This window comes from Caulobacter sp. D5, assembly GCF_003185805.1.
Classification (GTDB): domain Bacteria; phylum Pseudomonadota; class Alphaproteobacteria; order Caulobacterales; family Caulobacteraceae; genus Caulobacter.
The window spans coordinates 18,659-37,245 of record NZ_QHJY01000310.1 but is presented as its reverse complement, the minus strand read 5'-3'; the positions used below and the strand labels follow the sequence as shown (position 1 = coordinate 37,245).

General features: G+C 69.2%; 21 protein-coding genes. 12 read left to right on the top strand and 9 right to left on the bottom strand.

Features of this window, described 5'->3' with window-relative positions:
• The coding region (locus tag DMC18_RS19150; protein ID WP_110133207.1) for a LysR family transcriptional regulator at positions 1-675 on the bottom strand (675 nt) is incomplete at its 3' end.
• Positions 676-770: 95 nt separating this feature from the next.
• Here DMC18_RS19150 and DMC18_RS26150 point away from each other — a divergent pair.
• On the top strand, positions 771-941 hold the full coding sequence (locus DMC18_RS26150; protein WP_158285935.1) for a hypothetical protein: 171 nt from the start codon (positions 771-773) through the stop codon (positions 939-941).
• A 4-nt stretch (positions 942-945) separates the two neighbouring features.
• On the opposite strand, the gene DMC18_RS19145 is transcribed toward DMC18_RS26150, so the two are convergent.
• The 4 genes from DMC18_RS19145 to DMC18_RS19130 form a co-directional block, all read right to left on the bottom strand.
• Positions 946-1,506, bottom strand: coding sequence for a hypothetical protein (locus DMC18_RS19145; RefSeq protein ID WP_110119936.1), 561 nt, complete (start codon positions 1,504-1,506; stop codon positions 946-948).
• Between the two features lie 145 nt (positions 1,507-1,651).
• Positions 1,652-1,828 carry a DUF4169 family protein gene (locus tag DMC18_RS19140; protein WP_110119937.1) on the bottom strand — a complete coding sequence of 59 codons (177 nt, stop codon included), beginning with the start codon at positions 1,826-1,828 and terminating at the stop codon, positions 1,652-1,654.
• Between the two features lie 22 nt (positions 1,829-1,850).
• Positions 1,851-2,777 (bottom strand): DUF6807 family protein, encoded by a 927-nt coding sequence (locus tag DMC18_RS19135; RefSeq protein WP_110119938.1) that lies wholly within the window; start codon positions 2,775-2,777, stop codon positions 1,851-1,853.
• Positions 2,777-3,364, bottom strand: coding sequence for a glutathione S-transferase family protein (locus DMC18_RS19130; protein WP_110119939.1), 588 nt, complete (start codon positions 3,362-3,364; stop codon positions 2,777-2,779). Before DMC18_RS19130 ends, DMC18_RS19135 begins: the two co-directional genes overlap by 1 nt.
• Positions 3,365-3,519: 155 nt before the next feature.
• On the opposite strand from DMC18_RS19130, the gene DMC18_RS19125 reads away from it, so the two are divergent.
• Complete coding sequence (locus DMC18_RS19125; RefSeq protein ID WP_110119940.1) at positions 3,520-3,756, top strand: DUF2171 domain-containing protein; 237 nt, start codon at positions 3,520-3,522, stop codon at positions 3,754-3,756.
• Between the two features lie 73 nt (positions 3,757-3,829).
• On the opposite strand, the gene DMC18_RS19120 is transcribed toward DMC18_RS19125, so the two are convergent.
• On the bottom strand, positions 3,830-5,032 hold the full coding sequence (locus DMC18_RS19120; RefSeq protein WP_110119941.1) for a pyridoxal phosphate-dependent aminotransferase: 1,203 nt from the start codon (positions 5,030-5,032) through the stop codon (positions 3,830-3,832).
• 286 nt (positions 5,033-5,318) lie between these two features.
• Here DMC18_RS19120 and DMC18_RS19115 point away from each other — a divergent pair, with 286 nt between their 5' ends.
• On the top strand, positions 5,319-5,903 hold the full coding sequence (locus tag DMC18_RS19115; RefSeq protein ID WP_110119942.1) for a hypothetical protein: 585 nt from the start codon (positions 5,319-5,321) through the stop codon (positions 5,901-5,903).
• 207 nt (positions 5,904-6,110) lie between these two features.
• On the opposite strand, the gene DMC18_RS19110 is transcribed toward DMC18_RS19115, so the two are convergent.
• Together DMC18_RS19110 and DMC18_RS19105 are read right to left on the bottom strand one after the other, a co-directional pair.
• Positions 6,111-6,644, bottom strand: a complete 534-nt coding sequence (locus tag DMC18_RS19110) for an NADPH-dependent FMN reductase (RefSeq protein ID WP_110119948.1) — start codon at positions 6,642-6,644, stop codon at positions 6,111-6,113.
• 61 nt (positions 6,645-6,705) lie between these two features.
• Complete coding sequence (locus DMC18_RS19105; RefSeq protein WP_110119943.1) at positions 6,706-7,374, bottom strand: ParA family protein; 669 nt, start codon at positions 7,372-7,374, stop codon at positions 6,706-6,708.
• A gap of 216 nt (positions 7,375-7,590) precedes the next feature.
• Between DMC18_RS19105 and DMC18_RS19100 the strand changes: the two genes are divergently transcribed.
• Positions 7,591-8,304 carry a TVP38/TMEM64 family protein gene (locus DMC18_RS19100; protein ID WP_110119949.1) on the top strand — a complete coding sequence of 238 codons (714 nt, stop codon included), beginning with the start codon at positions 7,591-7,593 and terminating at the stop codon, positions 8,302-8,304.
• A gap of 247 nt (positions 8,305-8,551) precedes the next feature.
• A complete protein-coding gene (locus DMC18_RS19095; protein ID WP_110119944.1) occupies positions 8,552-10,138 on the top strand; it encodes a 2-isopropylmalate synthase in 1,587 nt (528 codons plus the stop codon).
• Between the two features lie 48 nt (positions 10,139-10,186).
• Here the strand turns inward: DMC18_RS19095 and DMC18_RS19090 are convergent, their stop codons facing one another.
• The gene (locus tag DMC18_RS19090) at positions 10,187-10,660 is read right to left on the bottom strand and encodes a hypothetical protein (RefSeq protein WP_110119945.1); all 474 of its coding nucleotides are present in this window, start codon (positions 10,658-10,660) and stop codon (positions 10,187-10,189) included.
• Positions 10,661-10,785: 125 nt separating this feature from the next.
• Here DMC18_RS19090 and DMC18_RS19085 point away from each other — a divergent pair, with 125 nt between their 5' ends.
• The 7 genes from DMC18_RS19085 to rodA all read left to right on the top strand — a co-directional run bounded on the left by DMC18_RS19085 (position 10,786) and on the right by rodA (position 18,506).
• Positions 10,786-11,370 carry an O-methyltransferase gene (locus DMC18_RS19085; RefSeq protein WP_110119946.1) on the top strand — a complete coding sequence of 195 codons (585 nt, stop codon included), beginning with the start codon at positions 10,786-10,788 and terminating at the stop codon, positions 11,368-11,370.
• Positions 11,367-12,245: a DMT family transporter gene (locus DMC18_RS19080; RefSeq protein WP_110119947.1), complete on the top strand. Its 879-nt coding sequence runs from the start codon at positions 11,367-11,369 to the stop codon at positions 12,243-12,245. Before DMC18_RS19085 ends, DMC18_RS19080 begins: the two co-directional genes overlap by 4 nt.
• A gap of 361 nt (positions 12,246-12,606) precedes the next feature.
• Positions 12,607-13,650 (top strand): rod shape-determining protein, encoded by a 1,044-nt coding sequence (locus DMC18_RS19075; RefSeq protein WP_056761599.1) that lies wholly within the window; start codon positions 12,607-12,609, stop codon positions 13,648-13,650.
• Positions 13,651-13,698: 48 nt separating this feature from the next.
• Positions 13,699-14,805 carry a rod shape-determining protein MreC gene (gene mreC, locus DMC18_RS19070; RefSeq protein WP_110133206.1) on the top strand — a complete coding sequence of 369 codons (1,107 nt, stop codon included), beginning with the start codon at positions 13,699-13,701 and terminating at the stop codon, positions 14,803-14,805.
• Complete coding sequence (locus DMC18_RS19065) at positions 14,802-15,311, top strand: hypothetical protein (RefSeq protein ID WP_110119961.1); 510 nt, start codon at positions 14,802-14,804, stop codon at positions 15,309-15,311. The genes mreC and DMC18_RS19065 overlap by 4 nt, the downstream gene beginning before the upstream one ends.
• A 4-nt stretch (positions 15,312-15,315) precedes the next feature.
• Positions 15,316-17,352: a penicillin-binding protein 2 gene (gene mrdA / locus DMC18_RS19060; RefSeq protein WP_110119951.1), complete on the top strand. Its 2,037-nt coding sequence runs from the start codon at positions 15,316-15,318 to the stop codon at positions 17,350-17,352.
• Entirely contained in the window at positions 17,349-18,506 is a 1,158-nt protein-coding gene (gene rodA, locus DMC18_RS19055) for a rod shape-determining protein RodA (protein ID WP_110119952.1), read from the top strand. The genes mrdA and rodA overlap by 4 nt, the downstream gene beginning before the upstream one ends.
• The last annotated feature ends 81 nt before the right edge of the window (positions 18,507-18,587 follow it).

The window sequence follows — 18,587 nt, the reverse complement described above, 5'->3', positions numbered from 1 at the left end:
CGACTGGGCGTCGGCGGCCAGGCGCGGCGCCTGCGCGCCCTCGCGCGGCGTGACGCCGGCGGCGGCGAACCACACGGCCCATTCACCGGGCGAGCCGATGCGGGGCGCGTCCAGGATATCGGCGGGGCGCTCGAAGCCGCCCATCCGGGCCAGGAAATCCGGCGAGCACAGCGGCGTCTGCACGAAGGGCATCAGGAAGTGGGCCGTCAGGCCCGGCCAGTCGCCGTGTCCGGCGCGCAGCGCCAGGTCGGCCTCGCCGCGCGTCAGGTCGCGCATGGCCGAGGTGGTGTCCAGCCGCACGGCGATGCGCGGATGGGCCAGCTGGAAGGCGCCCAGGCGCGCCGCCAGCCAGTGGCTGGCCAGGCTCTGCATGGTGGTCAGGGCCAGCACGCCCTCGTCGGCCTCGATCAGGTCGGCGAAGGCCGAGCGCAGCAGGCCCATCGACTCGGTCGCCGCCCGTGACAGCCGCTCGCCGGCCGGGGTGAGGTCGACCTCGCGCACCTTGCGCACGAACAGCGCCTGGCCCAGCCGCTGCTCCAGCGCCTTCACCTGCCAGCTGACGGCGGCCTGGGTGACGCCCAGTTCGTCGGCGGCGCGCGTGAAGCTCTTCAGCCGGGCGGCGGCTTCGAAGGCGCGGACGGCGCCCAGCGGAACGGATGCGAGGATGTCTGCCATAAGGGTGGCTTATCCATAGCTCAGCGAACCGCGTTTGTCGCGGGCCGCGATCAAGCCGATCTTCCTGACATTGAAAGGCGTCAGGAGGCGCGATCATGGAAGAGTTCCACAAGACCCATAAGGAAACCACGTTCGGCTGGGTGTGGGCGATCGAACGCCTGATCGCCGCCTGGAAGAGCCAGGCCGCGACCCCGCCGATCCCGACGGCGCCGGTGGTCGGCTGCGACGCCCTGCCCAAGGGCGCGCGCTACCTGGTTCCGCGGTGAGGGCTCAGCGTCGGAAGCGGCGGTAGAGCAGAAACCCTATGAAGCCGGCCGCCAGGGTCAGGGCCGCCGAGATCGCCGCCCGCCAATGCACCTTGCGGTTTCTGTCGCTCTTGGCCTGGGCGGCCAGCCGCGCCTTCTGGTCCTCGGGCCGCAGCAGCCAGTCCGGGCCGGACTTGGCGCCGAGCAGGACCCGCCGGGGCGCGCCGCCGGGACCTGCGGCCAGGTCATAGTAACGCACGGTGGCGTAGCGGCCCGCATGATCGCCCACCCGTCCGCCGCCGTTCAGGCAGTCGTCGGCCACAGCGCCGACCGGCGCGCACCGCAGGCGCAGGCGACGGCCATCGACCGTCTCGTAGTCGTAACCGTCGGCCTGGGGCTTGTCGGTGGGGCTCCTGAGCACGCCGATCGTCAGGACGGTCTTGTCGCGCGGCGGCGGCGTCCAGGCCGGATCGAGCGGCGTCGCCCAGGTCCAGATCGTGTTCCAGCCGATCACGGCGACCAGAACCGGCGCGAAGCGGACGGCCAGGGCCTGGAACGGCCAGGGAGAGGGGGAAGGCTTGGTCATTTGGTCGAGGGCGAAGGCGCGGCTGGGGCCTTGCGGCGTAGCACATGGCAGGCGCCGATTCCGACGACGCAGAGCGCCAGTTCGGCGAGCTTTCGTTCCTGGCCGGAAAACGACTCCGCCCGCCGCGTGCGGAAGAACGGCTCCGTCATTCCTCGCGTTTCGCGCCGTCCAGCGTGCGCGACAGCTTCTCGGCGCGGGCGGCGTCGAGGGTCTTTTCGGCCTTGGTGCGGCCAAAGCGGGCGCGGTTCTCGGCCGCGACCTGCTTGGCGTCGGTCTTGGCCTTGGCCTTGCGGGCCTGGTTGAGGTTGAGGATCTCGGCCATGGGTTCGGTCTTGGGTCTGTCTTCAGGGCTTCGGCGCCGGCGCGGCGGCGGGCTTGGGAGCGCGCTTGCTGGCCGGGCGGATGATCAGGGTCTCCTGCAGGCGCAGGCTTTCACCCTTCTTGATCACATAGGGCGCGCGTCCGGGGAAGACGCAGTTCTGCATCGACAGCTCGTTGCGCAGGATCCAGCGGGTGACCGGCTTGTCGTTCGCCTTGCAGCTCAGCCCCACGGTCCAGGCCGGAACGCCCGAGCCGCTCGCGGCCGATGACCAGGCGAAGCCCATGGCCTTGCCGGCCTCGACCGGTTCGTTCTGCGGCTTCACCTGCTTGCCGCCCGAGCCGAACACCAGGGCGTCGGGGCGGATCAGGCGGATCGAGAAACCGCCATAGCCCTTGGCGTCGTCGCTGCCGCCCAGGGCCAGGGTGTCGGTGCGAGCGGTTATGGTCGTGTCGAAGTCGATCCGCCGCGCGCCGCCCTTCAGCGGATGGACGGTGACCTTGGTGGTCTCGGCGGCGGCGTAGACCACCTCCGGTCCGGAATTGACCAGCCAGTCGGCCTTGATGGTGACGATCCCGCGCCCGGCCGCGTCGCCCTCGAAGCCGCGGTCGTGCACGTGGAAGCTCAGGCCCTGCATGAACCAGCCGTCGCCCACGCTCTTGCCGTTCACCAGCACCTGATGCCAGCTCCAGAACGCGCCCCGCTGATGCAGGTGGTCGGCGGGGCGGTCCTCGGTCAGCACCGTTCCGTCCGGAACGTAGAGCGGGTGGACGTAGTTGGCGCGGCCCGGCTCCTTGGCCGGGTCCAGCGGCTTGGTGCGGTAGACGAGGGCGGTCTTGCCGTCTTCGGTCACGGTGATGGCGTCGTCGCTGAGCGCGGCGTCGATGCGGCCGGCGAAGGCGGGAGACGCCCCAACGAGCAGGGCGGCGGCGAGCAGGGCGGCTTTCTTCATCAGGAGAGGTCGTCCTTGGTCAGGGCGCGGGCGAGGGCGGGACGGGCGTTGGCCCGGGCCAGCCAGTCGTTATAGACGGCGTGGGGCGGCAGCATCTGGCGGGCGAACTGCAGCAGGCTGACGAACAGGATGTCGGCCGCCGAGAAATGCTCGCCCAGCAGCCAGGGCTGCTTTTCCAGGGTGGTGCGCAGGCGCTCGTCGAGGGCGGCGTACTGGGCCTTGTCCTGGTCGTCCTGCCGCTTCTTCCAGAGATTGGTCACCGCCGGCTCCAGCACGCCGGCGTAATAGGCCAGCCAGCTCAGATAGGGGCCGCGGTGCGGGTCGCTGATCATGGGCCCGAGGCCCGCGGTCGGGAACTTGTCGGTCAGGTAGAGGGCGATGGCCGCGCTTTCGGTGATCAGCACGCCTTCGTCCACCAGGGCCGGCACCTGGCCGTGCGGGTGGGGGTTGCGCGGATCGGGCGCGCCCGTGCCCGTGGTGCTGCGGAAGATGTCGACCTTCTCGATCTTGTAGGGCGCGCCCAGTTCCTCCAGCAGCCAGAGGAAGCGGGTCGAGCGCGAGCGCGGCGCGTGAAACAGGGTGAGCATGGCGGCGTCTCCTGGGACCCGTCTCTACAGCGGGTCTTGCCGGTGAACGTATGGCGAACGCGAGGTCGCCGCAATCGGGAAACCAACGGTCGCCCACGGCCGTTGATGCCTTCAGGGCCGCGCTATGACGGCGCGGCCGATGGGAGGAAACATCCATGATGGATGCATCTCAAATCCATGAACATCTGGAAGTCGTCGGATCGGACGGCAAGCACGTCGGCCGGGTCGATCATGTGGTCGGCACGGAGATCGAACTGGCCAAGTTCGACCTCGGCGGCGGCCTCAAGCACCACATGATCCCGCTGTCGTGGGTCGACTATGTCGACGACGACGCGGTGCACCTGAGCCTCACCCAGGAAGACGCCAAGGCCCGCTGGCGCGAAAAGCACTGAGGGGCGCAGGCTCAACGAAAAAGGGGACCGGCCATCGGCCGGTCCCCTTCGATCGATCTGACGCTCTGAACGCCTACTTCACGCTGGCGCAGAAGCGCTGGATGCGCTGGCAGGCGTCTTCCAGCACGTCGTTGCTGGTGGCGTAGCTGATGCGGAAGAACGGCGACAGGCCGAAGGCCGCGCCGTGCACGACCGCCACGCCCTCGGCTTCCAGCAGTTCGCCGGCGAAGTCCTCGTCGGTCTCGATGACCTTGCCCGACGGGGCCGTCTTGCCGATCACGCCGGCGCAGGACGGATAGACGTAGAACGCGCCTTCCGGGGTCGGGCAGTGCAGGCCCTGGGCCTGGTTCAGCATCGACACGACCAGGTCGCGGCGTTCCTGGAACAGCTTGGCGTTCGGCTTGATGAAGTCCTGCGGGCCGTTCAGGGCCTCCAGCGCCGCCCACTGCGAGATCGAGCAGGGGTTGGAGGTCGTCTGGCTGATCATCTTGCCCATGGCCTTGATCAGCGCTTCGGGGCCCGCGGCGTAGCCGATGCGCCAGCCGGTCATCGAATAGCCCTTCGAGACGCCGTTCATCGTCAGGGTGCGGTCATAGAGCTTGGGCTCGACCTGGGCGATGGTGGTGAATTCGAAGTCGTCGAACACCAGGTGCTCGTACATGTCGTCGGTCAGCACCCAGACCTGCGGGTGACGCAGCAGCACGTCCGCGATGGCCTGCAGCTCGGCGCGGGTATAGGCGCCGCCCGAGGGGTTGGACGGGCTGTTGATGATCAGCCACTTGGACTTCGGCGTGATCGCCGCTTCCAGCGCTTGCGGCGTGATCTTGAAGCCGCTCTCGGCGGTGGTCTCGACCGAGACGGGGGTGCCGCCGGCCAGCAGGGTCATGTCGGGGTACGACACCCAGTACGGCGCGGGGATGATCACTTCGTCGCCCGGGTTCAGGGTGGCGACCAGGGCGTTGTAGATCACCGGCTTGCCGCCAGGGGCGACGTGCACCTGGCTCGGCTTGTACTCCAGGCCGTTCTCGCGCTTGAACTTGTCGCAGATCGCCTGCTTCAGCGCGGGCATGCCGTCCGGGTCGGTGTACTTGGTGTGGCCGGCCTTGATGGCGGCGATGGCCGCGTCCTTGATGTTGTCCGGGGTGTCGAAGTCCGGTTCGCCGGCGGAGAGGGCGATCACGTCACGACCGGCGGCTTTCAGCGCGCGCGCCTTGGCGCTGATGGCGATGGTGGCCGAAGGTGCGATGCGCCGCAGGGCGGCGGACTCGAGCGACATGGTCTTGGACTCCCCTGGAAAGGACCGGTTTCAGGATTGCGGCGGTCTTTACGCCCGACCCCTTCGCGGCGCAACGCGAGACCGGACTAAAGCTGCGCTTCTTGCCAGGCTGTGGCGGTCGCGCTACCGCTACCATTCGATAACAAGGGTCCGCCGCGCGTACGGCGGAGCCACGCGTCGGGGGACGTGGTCGGAGCAGTTCGACATCCCCCTGGGAAGGAAACGGCCCGCCGACTCGCTGGAGCGAGCGGTCACAAGTCACGCCTTTCGGAAGGGGGAACACCTGATGAAGAAGACCATCCTCGGAGCCGCCGTCGCGGCCCTCGCCCTGTCGCTTGTCGCGCCGGTCGCCTCGGCGCGCGACGAGGGGATCATGAAATACGCCCTCAACAAGCCCTCGACGGCCTGGAACGTCTACGGCCCGGGCCAGACCAACGGCTACGTCAAGGACAAGGCCGTGGCCGGCGGCGGAGGGGTGCGGGTCGTGGTCGCCACGCCCGACCCGGCGGCGGCCTGGCGGGTCTCGGGCGGCCAGGCGGTCAACGGCAAGATCACCAAGGGCGACGTCATCACCGTTGCCTTCTGGGCCAAGGCCGAAGCGGTGGAGGGCGGCCCGGCCGCGGCCACGGTCGCTTCCGTGCGCGTCCAGCAGTCCAGCGAGCCCTGGGGCGGCATCGTCGAGGGCGGCTCGGTGAAGGTCGATGGCGCCGAGTGGAAGATCTACAGCGTCAGCGGCCGCGCCACGATGGACGCCGACAAGGGCGGGGCGGGCGTCGCCCTGCACCTGGGCTCGACCAAGCAGACGATCGTCCTGGGTCCGCTGTTCGTGCTGGACTTCGGCCCGAAGTACGACGAGTCGCAGCTGAAGTAGGGGGCTGCGAGGCCGTCCGGTCAAACCGACCAACATCCCGTAAAACCCCCGCGAAAGCGGGGGGCCAGGCTTTTTCTGCAACGCGGGACGCCTGACGATAAAACGCCTGGGTCCCCGCTTTCGCGGGGATTTTACGGAAAAAAGGGGATCCGCAAGGACTTCCCCCTCCGGCCCTTCGGGCCACCTCCCCCTTCAGGGGGAGGATCTCTAGCCCCGCACCGCCTCCACGAACCCGGCCAGGTGCCTCCGCAGGCCCTCGATCGTGCGCTCGTCCGTCAGCACGCCGTCGACGATCTTCAGATGGGCCTGGCCGACCAGCACGTCGCCCTGCGGCTCGGTGCGGGCGCCGGCGCGGCGGAGGCTGAGGCGCAGGGCGTCCTGGGCGCGCACGGTTCCGGTGATCCCGGGCGAGGCCCCGAACAGGCAGCACAGCTTGCCGGCCAGGGGCGCGGGCTTGCCGCGCGAAGCCCAGTCGACGGCGTTCTTCAGCACGCCGGTGATGCCGCCATTGTATTCGGGGCAGGCGATGACCAGGCCGTCGGCGGCGCGGATCGCTTCCTTCCAGGCGACGACGGCGGGCGGATCGCCCTCGTCCTCGAGGTCCTGGTCGAAGAACGGCAGGTCGCGCAGCGAAAACGGCGTGATCGTCACGCCCTCGGGCGCCAGGTTCTGGGCCGCGCGAAGCAGGGCGGTGTTGAGCGAGGCGGCCCGCAGGCTGCCCGAGACGCCGAGAAGGTTCATGCGCGACTCCGAAGAAAAGGGAGGCGCGACCATGCCCGTCGCCGTCGGGCCGGGGCAAGCCTCAGCCGGCGCGAACGGCGGCGAGGTCCGCTTCGGTCAGGTGAAGCTGGGTGGCGACCTGGCTCCACAGGCGGCCGATCTCCTGGGCCGCGGCGCCGGCAGGCTCCCATTCCAGCACCGAGCGGCCGTGGGCGATCGATTGCTGGAAGGCCGTGCGCGAGCGCAGGCCCACGACGGCCAGCGGCAGGCCGCAGAAGCGCAGGGCCTCGGCCGCCTTGACCACGCTGGACGGCTCGACGCCGCCGCGCTTGGCCGGGGCCTGGTTCAGCACGATCAGGCCGCTCTTGCCGAGGCGCCGCACAGCCTCGGCCGAGCGGGCCACGGCGGCGATGTCGAGGAAGGTGGGGCGGCAGACCAGCAGGCACAGGTCAGCCACGTTGACGGCGGTGACGACGTCGGCGTCGGGCGCGGCGGGCGTATCGACCACCATCAGGTCGAAGACCTCGTGCTCGGCGTGGAAGCGGGCCTGGTGCAGCTTGCCGGCGCTGCTTTCCAACAGCACGGGGCCATCGGCGGCGCGGCCGCGCAGCACGTCGGACGCCGAGCGCTGCGGATCGATGTCGGCCAGGATCGTCCGGCGGCCGGCCAGATGAGCGGCGAGCGCCAGGTTGACGGAAAGAGTGGTTTTGCCCGCGCCCCCCTTGCGCGAGATGACGGCCAAGGTCTTCACGTTCGTTTCCTCACTGCGCCCGCGTCCCCCCGCAGGCCTGTGGATAACTAGCGTTGGTATACGACGTTATCGCAACGTCAAAGTCGCCACGCGGGAATCCGGCCTTTCGGCGCCCGCCGCCGGGGCGAACTTTTCTCGTCGATGCACAGCGGCCACGCTTTTGACGCCATCGGGGCGCTTGACCCGGCGCCGACCATGCGCGAGGCAGGACCCGTGATCATCCGCCGTCTCATAGATTTCTTCACCAACATGGACGCCCGCGCCTGGCGCGCGGTGGCCGTCTCCTTCGTGCTGTTCGGCGGGGTGGGGATCGTCTTCCTGTTCGGCGCCCAGCTTCTGGGCCTCAACGGCGAGACCACGGTCGAGCAGTGGCTGACCGCCGCCCACGGCCCGTGGGCGCTGCCGGCGGCCGTCGGGGCCTTCGCGGCCCTGGCCTTCGTGGGCGTGCCGCAGTTCGTGCTGATCGCCGCGGCGGTGGTCGCCTTCGGTCCGTGGACGGGCCTGGCCTACAGCTGGATCGGCACCCTCGTGTCGTCGCTGGTCGGTTTCTGGGTCGGCCGGGCGTTCGGCGGCAAGATGCTGGCCAGCCTGCCCAGCGACGGCGTGCACAAGTTCATGAAGCTGATCGGCAAGAACGGTTTCCTGGCCAGCCTGATCGTGCGCCTGGTGCCGTCCGCGCCGTTCATCGTCGTCAACATGGCCGCCGGCGTCACGCCGATGAAGGTGCGCGACTTCACGGCCGGCACCGCGATCGGGATCATCCCGAAGATCGCCCTGACCGCCTTTGCCGGGAACACCATCGTCCAGGCCATGCGGGGCGGCGGCGTCCAGCACATCGTGATGCTGGTCATCGCGGCCGCGATCTGGATCGGAGCGGGTTGGGTCGCCCGCAATTGGCTGAAAGCCAAGGAAGAACAAACCGACGCCTAATTCCGAGTGGGGCATTTCTTGCCCCTGGCGCGGCGAAATGCCCGTCTTGCGAGCAAACGGCTTGCTGGATTTGGCGCGGTTCGCTAAACAATCCGTCATGTGCCGCGAACGCGACAATTTCCTTCTCCTTGCGCTGGGGCTTAGCCGCCCCTGGGCGTCCGTCTAGCCGCGCGTACGTATCGTCGCGGCCGGTCGCTCAGGGGATGAACCGCCCTTCAGCCCTCCGGACCTCGCGAAAGACAACTCCATGACCGCCCCGATCACCGCCGCCGTCGATTCCAAGAAAGAGTCCGGCCGCGACAACGTCGTCATCTTCGACACCACCATGCGCGACGGCGAGCAGTCGCCCGGCGCCTCGATGTCGCTGGAAGAAAAGCTGGAACTGGCCAAGATCCTCGAGGAGATGGGGGTCGACATCATCGAGGCCGGCTTCCCGATCGCCTCGAACGGCGACTTCCAGTCGGTCAACGAGATCGCCAAGATCGTCAAGAACTCGACCATCGCCGGCCTTTGCCGCGCCCACCAGGTCGACATCGACCGCTGCGCCGAGGCCCTGCGTCCCACGCAGCGCGGCCGCATCCACGTGGTGATCGCCACCTCCGACCTGCACATGAAGCACAAGCTGCAGATGGAGCCGGACGCCGTCATCGACGTGATCGCCCGCTCGGTGACCCACGCCCGCAACCTGCGCGACGACGTCGAGTGGTCGGCCGAGGACGCCACCCGCAGCGACCGCCAGTTCCTGCGCCGCGCCATCGAGACCGCCATCAAGGCCGGCGCCACGACGATCAACCTGCCCGACACGGTGGGCTACACCTATCCGTCGGAATACGCCGACCTGTTCAACTGGATGGTCAACAACGTCGAGGGCGCCGACAAGGTGATCTTCTCGACCCACTGCCACAACGACCTGGGTCTGGCCGTGGCCAACAGCCTGGCCGGCGTGCAGGGCGGCGCCCGTCAGATCGAGTGCGCCATCAACGGCCTGGGCGAGCGCGCCGGCAACGCGGCGCTGGAAGAAGTGGTGATGGCCCTGAAGGTGCGCGGCGACAAGCTGCCCTTCGCGACCGGCATCGACACCACCCACATCACCCGCGCCAGCCGCTACGTATCGGCCATCACCGGCTTCCCGGTGCAGTACAACAAGGCCATCGTCGGCAAGAACGCCTTCGCGCACGAGAGCGGCATCCACCAGGACGGCATGCTCAAGAACCGCGAGACCTACGAGATCATGACGCCGGAATCGGTGGGCCAGGCCCCGTCGAGCCTGGTCATGGGCAAGCACTCGGGCAGCCACGCCTTCCGCGCCAAGCTGAAGGACCTGGGCTACGAGCTGGGCCAGAACGCCCTGAAGGAGGCCTTCGGCCGCTTCAAGGACCTGGCCGACCGCAAGAAGCACGTCTACGACGACGACATCATCGCCCTGGTCGACGACGCCCTGGCGCGCGGTTCGGAAAAGATCCGTGTCTCGCACCTGCGCGTGGTGGCCGGCACCGAAGGCCAGTCGGCCGAGCTGACCCTGGACGTCGACGGCCAGCCCAAGAGCGCCGAGGCCTCGGGCGACGGTCCGGTGGACGCCGTGTTCAACGCCATCCAGAAGATCGTGCCGCACAGCGCCGCCCTGCGCCTGTTCCAGGTGCACGCGGTCACCGAGGGCACCGACGCCCAGGCCCAGGTCTCGGTGCGTCTGGAAGAGGACGGCCGCATCGCCACCGGCGCGGCCGCCGACACCGACACCCTCACGGCCTCGGCCAAGGCGTATGTCAACGCCCTCAACAACCTCTTCGCCCGCAAGGAGAAGAGCGCGCCGGCGGCCATCGCCAGCGGGTTCTGAGGCGCTAAAGCCTCATCTGTTCCAGTAGCTGACGGGGCAGGGCGGCTTTTAAGCCGCCTTGCGCCAGCCCCAGCGTCGCGTCGCCAGGATCTCGGCGGCGAGGTGCGCCTGCGGCTGCACGTCCAGGCCCAACTGGGCCAGGCCCTCGCACAGCGACAGGCGTTCCTCCGCGTCCACCACGGCGCTCACGTCGATCACCATCACCCCGCCCGGACGCAGCAGGCCCAGGGTGGAGGCCGCGGTCGCGCGCATGTCGTCGGCCGTGGGGCAGCCCACGACCAGCAGCACGTCGTTGCGCTCGTCGGCGGCCGAGCAGGTGGCCCGGCGGGCGATCTCGACGCGCTGGTAGCCGCGTCGCCACAGCTGGCCCATGGCCTCCGCCGCGTCGGGTCCGGTCACGGCGACGAAGCACAGCGGGGTGGACTGGGCGAGCTCGAGCATCCGGTCGAGCGTCGGATCGATCCCCTCGGTCGGGACGCCCAGCAGGAACTGTGCGGCTTGACGAAGCGGGTGGGCAGACATGGTGAACACCTTGTTAGGGAACGCAGCTTAAGTGCGCCAACCCCACTGTTCTGCCGCCGCGCCGCGTCAGGGCGCTATTCGTAAACCCGCCGCCGGCGTAAGGGCGGCATAAAGGAGCCGAACCCATGAGCTCGACCCTGGAAGGCAGCGTCGCCTCGCCGCCGCGTTGGCACGAAATCGCCATGCGCACCATCGAGGCCGGTTTCGACATGTCGTCCGAGGCGCGCATCGGCGAAATGCTTCGCATGCTCGCCGTGGGCCGCAAGGCGCTGCTGGAGATGGGCACGGGCACGGGCCTGGCGACCGCCTGGCTGCTGGACGGCATGGACGAGGACGCCCGCCTGGCCACCGTCGACAACGATCCCGAGGTCCAGGCCGTGGCGCGCGACGTGCTGGGCGAGGATCCGCGCGTCGACTTCGTCACCGAGGACGGCGCGGCCTATCTGGCGGGCCAGAACGACGGCGGCTTCGACCTGATCTTCGCCGACGCCGTTCCGGGCAAGTACGAGAGCCTGGACGACGCCCTGCGCCTGCTGCAGGTCGGCGGCATCTATGTGGTCGACGACATGTCGCCCCAGCCGAACTGGCCCGAGGGCCACCAGGCGCGGGTCGACGACCTGGTGCTGCGCCTGGCCAGCGATCCGCGCCTGGCCATCGTCGGCATGGACTGGGCCTCGGGCGTTCTGGTGGCGGCGAAGAGAGCGGCATGATCTGGATCCCCATCACCATCGGCGCGGCGGCCCTCCAGGTCGCCCGCAACGCGGCGCAGCGTTCGGTGATGGGCGGGGCCGGCCCCTGGGGCGCGACCCTTGTGAGGTTCCTGTTCGGCCTGCCGTTCGCGATCGTCTTCGCCGCGATCGCGTTCCTGGTCACCAAGGACCCTCAGGCGCATCTGACGACGCGCTTCTGGCTGGGCGCCTTCGCCGGCGCCGGCCTGCAGATGGCGGCGACGGCGGCGCTGCTGGTCGCCATGCAGCGCTCGTCCTTCGCTCTCGGCACGGCGATGCAGCAGAGCGGCCTGCCGTTCGCCCTGGTCTGGGGCGCGCTGCTGTTCGGCGACCACATCAGCGGCCTGCAATGGGCCGGCGGCCTGGTGGCCACGGCCGGTCTGGCGGCTCTTTCCTGGCCGCGCGGACCGGTGACCATGAAGCGCGGCGCGGCCCTGGCCGGGCTGGGCGCAGGGGCGATGTTCTCGCTCAGCGCCAACTGCTTCCGCCAGGCCTCGCTGACCTTCGATCCCGCGCACCTGGCCTATTCGGCCTTCGTGACGGTGATGGTGGTGCAGGCCATCCAGTCGGTCGCCCTGACGGCGATCCTGCTGGTCCGCAATCCCGACGCCGTGGTCGCCGTGCTGGCGGCCTGGCGCAAGTCGCTGGGCGCCGGTTTCTGCGGCGCTGCCGCCTCCGGCTTGTGGTTCACGGCCATGGCGCTGTCGCCGGTGGGGCCGGTGAGGGCGGTCGGCGTGGTCGAGATTCCCCTTGCGGCGCTGGCCGGGCGCCGGCTGTTCGCCGAGCGTCTGACCCTCTTTCAGATCCTCGCCGGGGTGGTCACGGCGCTCGGAGTCGTCATGGCGGCCCTGGGCTAGTTTTCGCCACGTTTATGCGTTCCCCCTGCCGCTTCGCTCACGAGTTTGAAACAGGTGAGAAGGCTTGGCGAATAGACCTTGAAATCAACGCTTTCGCGGTGCAAACGGGCGGCGTCTCCCACACTCTTCCGGTGGTTGGACGACGGCGCGGCCCGGCGGCTGCGCTCCCGTCGCCGCAGGAAGGCGCAGGGCAGGGCAAGGCGATGATCCGCGTACGCGGGGAATCATGTTGTCCTCTCCTCGATTTGCAGTAGGAGCCTTTTTCTCGTCTGCTCCGTCCTCGCGGCGGAAAAGGCTCCTCGCCCACGGTTTCCGTGGTTTTTGACGTCTCGCCCCTTCTACCCCTCAGTCAGGGTTTTCGATGTTCTCTTCCCTCTTCGGCGTCATCTCGAACGACATCGCCATCGACCTGGGCACGGCCAACACCCTGATCTACCAGAAGGGCAAGGGCATCGTGCTGAACGAGCCGTCGGTCGTTGCGCTGCGCAACGTCGGCGGCCGCAAGATCGTGCACGCCGTCGGTATAGAGGCCAAGCAGATGCTGGGCCGCACGCCGGGCCACATGGAAGCCATCCGCCCGATGCGTGACGGGGTCATCGCCGACTTCGAAGTCGCCGAAGAGATGATCAAGTACTTCATCCGCAAGGTTCACAACCGCAAGGGCTTCGTGAACCCGAAGGTGATCGTGTGCGTGCCGTCGGGCGCCACCGCCGTCGAACGCCGCGCCATCAACGACAGCTGCCTGAACGCCGGCGCCCGCCGCGTCGGCTTGATCGACGAGCCGATGGCCGCCGCCATCGGCGCCGGCCTGCCGATCCACGAGCCGACCGGCTCGATGGTCGTCGACATCGGCGGCGGCACCACCGAGGTGGCCGTGCTGTCGCTGTCGGGCATCGTCTATTCGCGCAGCGTCCGCGTCGGCGGCGACAAGATGGACGAGGCGATCATCAGCTACATGCGTCGCCACCATAACCTGCTGATCGGCGAAACGACCGCCGAGCGCATCAAGAAGGAAATCGGCACCGCCCGCGCGCCGGCCGACGGCGAAGGCCTGTCGATCGACGTCAAGGGCCGCGACCTTATGCAGGGCGTGCCGCGCGAAGTCCGCATCAGCGAAAAGCAGGCCGCCGACGCCCTGGCCGAACCGGTCGGGCAGATCGTCGAAGCCGTGAAGGTGGCCCTGGAAGCCACCCCGCCGGAACTGGCCTCGGACATCGCCGACAAGGGCATCATGCTGACCGGCGGCGGCGCGCTGCTGCGCGGCCTGGACGCCGAGATCCGCGACCACACCGGGCTGCCGGTGACCGTGGCCGACGACCCGCTGTCGTGCGTCGCCCTCGGCTGCGGCAAGGTGCTCGAGCATCCCAAGTGGATGAAGGGCGTCCTCGAGTCGACCCTGGCCTAAGCGTAGTACAATCCGTATCGGCGCCGGGGGGCGCCAGGAGAACAGTTCGTGCCCTTTCGTGAAGGTCCGCTCGGCGACCTGAAAGTGCCGCTCACCTGGACCGCGGCCGTGGCGCTCATCGTCGCGGTCGTGATCGCGGTGGCCTTCCTCCTGGCCGACCGGCGCGAGACCCTGCAGCTGCAGGCCTACGGCGTCACCCGCCAGACGGTCGACACGGTGGCCAAGCCGGTCAGCGGCGTCATCGCCGCGCCCGGCCGCTGGACCGGCGTCGGCGTCGGCGCCGTGCGCAACTACTTCTTCGCCGGCGCCGAGAACGCCCGCCTGAAGGCCGAGCTTCAGGAGATGCGGGCCTATCGCGACAAGTACCTGGCGCTGGTCGACGAGAACGACCGCTACAAGTCGCTGCTGGGCCTGAAGACCGATCCGCCGATCCCGATGGTCGCCGCCCGCGTGGTGGCCGACAGCCGCGGCCCCTTCGCCAACACCCGCCTGGCCGACGCCGGCAAGGAGAAGGGCGTCGTCGTCGGCAATCCGGTGATGAACGAGCGCGGCCTGGTCGGTCGCGTGGTCGGCGTCGCGCCCGGCGTCAGTCGTGTGCTGCTGCTGACCGACATCGCCTCGCGCACGCCGGTGATGATCGACCGCACCAACGCCCGCGCCATCCTGACCGGTGACGGCGGTCCCAATCCCAAGCTCGACTACCTGCGCGGGGCCGATCCGATCCAGCCGGGCGACCGCGTCGTCACCTCCGGCGACGGCGGCGTCGTGCCGCGCGGCCTGCCGGTGGGCGCGGCCGTCAAGGGCCTGGACGGCCGCTGGCGGGTGGTGCTGTTCGCCGACAGCACCTCGATCGACTACATTCGCATCCTGCTGTTCAAGGACTTCGCCCAGCTCGCCGACCAGCAGGCCCTGGCCGCCAAGGTGCTGCCGCCGGTGATCACCGAGAACCCCGAGGAGTCGATGCTCGGTCCGGTGAAGCCCGCCGCGCCGGCTCCGACCGCTGGAACCGCCGCTCCGGCGACGACCACGGCTCCGAAGCCCGCCGCGCCCAAGCCCGCCACGGCTGGAACCACCACGCCGGCCAAGCCGCCCGCCGCCAGGCCTCCGGCCGCCGCGACGACGCCTCCGGCCGCTCCGGCCAGGACGCCGCAATGACCGGCGCCCGGCCCCTCAATCCGGGGCGCTGGCTGGGCGTCCCCATGCTGTTCGTGATCCTGGCGACGCTGGCCTTCGCCGCGCCGATCCGCATGTGGGGCCTGCAGATGCCCGAGCCGGTGTTCGCCATGGTCCCGGCCTTCGCCTGGGCGGTGATCCGGCCTTCGATCCTGGCGCCGTTCGCCCTGCTGGTGCTGGGCCTGTTCCTCGACACCTTCTGGGGCGGGCCGACCGGCCTGTGGGGCCTGTCGCTGCTGGTCGCCTACGCCTCGGTGCTGGCGGCGCGCAACATGCTGACCGGCCAGAGCCGGCCGATGATGTGGGCCTGGTACGCCGGGGCCTGCGCCGTCTCGATGAGCGCCGGCTTCCTGTTCACGATGATGGACAGCCTGGCCATGCCCAGCCTGGTGGCGGTGTTCTGGCAGTTCCTGGTCACGGCGCTGCTGTTCCCCTTCGCGCACCGGCTGATCGATCGCTTCGAAGACGCCGACGTCCGGTTCCGGTGAGGCGATGAGCGAACCGTCGATCTTCTTCTTCGAGGTCAACGAGCGGCAGGGGGTCTTCCACCGCCGGGCCTTCCTGCTGGGCGGCTTCGCGGGCCTGGGCCTGCTGACCCTGACCGGCCGCCTGGCCCAGCTGCAGCTGGTCGAGGCCCAGCGCTACCAGAAGCTTTCGGCCGGCAACCAGTTCAACTACCGCCTGGTGCCGCCGCCGCGCGGCCTGATCCTCGACCGCAACGGCGTGGCCCTGGCCTCCAACCGCCCCAACTTCCGCCTGATGGTGATCAAGGAGAAGGGCATGGACGTCGAGGCCACCCTCGACGACCTGGCCACCCTGGTGCCGATCGACGGCACGCGCCGCGCCCGCCTGCTCAAGGAAGTCAACAACGCCCCGCGCAAGGCGCCGGTCGTGGTGATGGAGGACATGAGCTGGGAGGAGTTCTCCCGGATCAACATCCGCACCCCCGAACTGCCCAACATCAGCGCCGACATGGGCGAGGTGCGGGTCTATCCGTTCGGCGGCGCCTTCGCCCACGTCATCGGCTATGTGGCCAAGGTGTCGGACAAGGACGTCGAGGCGGCCCGGACCGACCTGACCCAGGACCAGGAACTGCTGCACAATCCCGGCTTCCGCATCGGTCGCCAGGGCGTGGAAAAGGCCTTCGACATTGCCCTGCGGGGCCGCGCGGGGGCCATCAAGGCCGAAGTCGACGCGCAAGGCCGCGTGGTCAGTCTGGACCCGGCCGGCGACATCCCGGCCACGCCCGGCAAGGAGGTCCGCCTCACCCTCGACGCCGACATCCAGAACCGAGCCCTCGAGGTGATGGGCGAGGAGAGCGGCGCCATCGTGGTGATGGACTGCCGCAACGGCGACCTGCTGGCCATGGTCTCGGCCCCCAGCTTCGACGCCAACCGCTTCGTCAAGGGCCTGTCGGGGGCTGAGTACAAGGCGCTGTCGGAGTACGAGCGCAAGCCGCTGCTCGACAAGGCGCTTAGCGGCACCTATCCGCCCGGCTCGACCTTCAAGCCGACCGTGGGCCTGGCGGCCCTGGCGGCCGGAATCGATCCGGAGATCCGCGTCAACTGCGGCGGCAGCTGGTACTATGGCGGCCGCACCTGGCGCTGCTGGCAGAAGGGCGGCCACGGCGCCCAGAACATGCACGACGCCATCAAGAACTCGTGCGACATCTACTTCTACCAGACGGCGCTGAAGATCGGCCCCGACGCTATCGCCAACGCCGCCCGCGCCGTCGGCTTCGGCCAGACCTTCGACATCGGCATTCCCGGTCAAAAGAAGGGCCTGGTGCCCGACCGCGAATGGAAGAAGCGGGCCTTCAAGCGCAATCCGGCCAACCAGATCTGGTTTCCGGGCGAGACCCCCAGCTACGGGATCGGGCAGGGAGCCCTGAACGTCAACGCCCTGCAACTGGCCGTGATGACCGCGCGCCTGGCCAACGGCCAGAAGGCCCTGGTGCCGCGCCTGGTGAAGTCGGTGGGCGGGGTCGAGCAGCCCAGCGGCGCGGCCGTGCCCGACCTGCCGTTCTCCAAGGAACATCTGGAATATGTCCGCGGCGGCATGGCGGCCGTGGCCAACGACGTGCGCGGCACGGCCTATCGCCAGAGCCAGCTGGGTCTGGGCGACGTGCAGATGGCCGGCAAGACCGGCACGGCGCAGGTGCGCAGCTACGACAAGGTCAAGACCCGCAACAACGCCAGCTACACGTGGAAGCTCAAGGACCACAACCTGTTCGTGGCCTTCGCGCCCTATGACGCGCCGCGCTACGTGGTGGTGGTCATCGTCGAGCACGGCGGTATGGGCGGCGCCACCGCCGGCGCCCCGCGCGCGCGCGAGGTGATGCGCGTGGCCCTGCTGAAGGACCCCGAGATCCGCGCCCGCATCGAAAGGCCGATGCCTCTGCCCGAGGCTCCGGTCGAAACCGTCGACGGCGTCGTCGAAGGCGCGGCTCCCGAAGAGCCGGAGGAGGGCGGCCCGCCCCCGCCCCAGCCGACGACCCCGCCCGCCGGCACGCCAGGAGGCCACATATGACCCTCAGCGGCGGCCTCTCCCGGCCCGGCGAACGCGACCGGCCGATCATCAAGTTCATGGAGATCGACTGGACCTTCTGCCTGCTCCTGTGCCTGATCGCGGGCTCCGGGGCGCTGATGCTGTTCTCGATCGCCGGGGCTTCGTGGGAGCCCTGGGCGGACAAGCACCTGCTGCGTTTCGGCCTCTACTTCGTGATGATGATCGTGCTGGCGATGATCGACCTGCGGGTCTGGTTCTCGCTGGCCTATCCCGTCTACATCATCGGCCTGCTGCTGCTGGTGGCGGTGGAGGCGATCGGCGACGTGTCGCTGGGCGCCCAGCGCTGGCTGTCGATCGGCGGGTTCCGCTTCCAGCCGTCCGAGATCATGAAGCTGGGCGTGGTGCTGGCCCTGGCCCGCTACTATCACGGCCTGTCGGCCGACAGCGCCCGGTTCTCGTGGCGGCTGCTGGTCCCGGCGGCGATGATCGGCGCGCCGGTGCTGCTGGTGGCCCACCAGCCCGACCTCGGCACGGCCATGCTGATCGCCCTGACGGGCCTGGCCATCGTCATCCTCGCGGGCCTGTCCTGGCGGGTGATCGCCACCGGCGTCATCGGCGCCCTGGTGGCCATCCCGCCGTTCGTGCTGTTCGTGCTGCACGACTACCAGCGCAAGCGGGTGCTGACCTTCCTCAACCCCGAGGCCGACCAGTCGGGTTCGGGCTATCACATCTACCAGTCCAAGATCGCCCTGGGTTCGGGCGGCCTGCTGGGGAAGGGCTTCGGCCTGGGCTCGCAGAGCCAGCTGAACTTCCTGCCGGAAAAGCAGACCGACTTCATCTTCGCCACCCTGGCCGAGGAGTTCGGCTTCATCGGCTGCCTGTGGGTGCTGGCGCTCTACGGCGTGGTGATCTTCATGGCCCTGCGCATCGCCTCGATCAGCCACAGCCACTTCGGACGCCTGGCGGCCTCCGGCGTGACGGCGACCTTCGCCCTCTACGTGCTGATCAACGGGGCCATGGTCATGGGCCTGGCGCCGGTGGTGGGCGTGCCCATGCCGATGCTGTCCTACGGCGGCACCGTGATGATGACGGTGATGATCGGCTTCGGCCTCGTCCAGGCCGTGCGCGTGCATCGCTACACCGAAGTCACCAGCGGCAAGGGCTCGCTGATGTAGGAGGCGGCCTGCGTCGCTTTCCTATTTACGCGCGTCAATTGAAGTGCGACGCTCTCCCATCATGCGAGTTGGGAGGCTGAA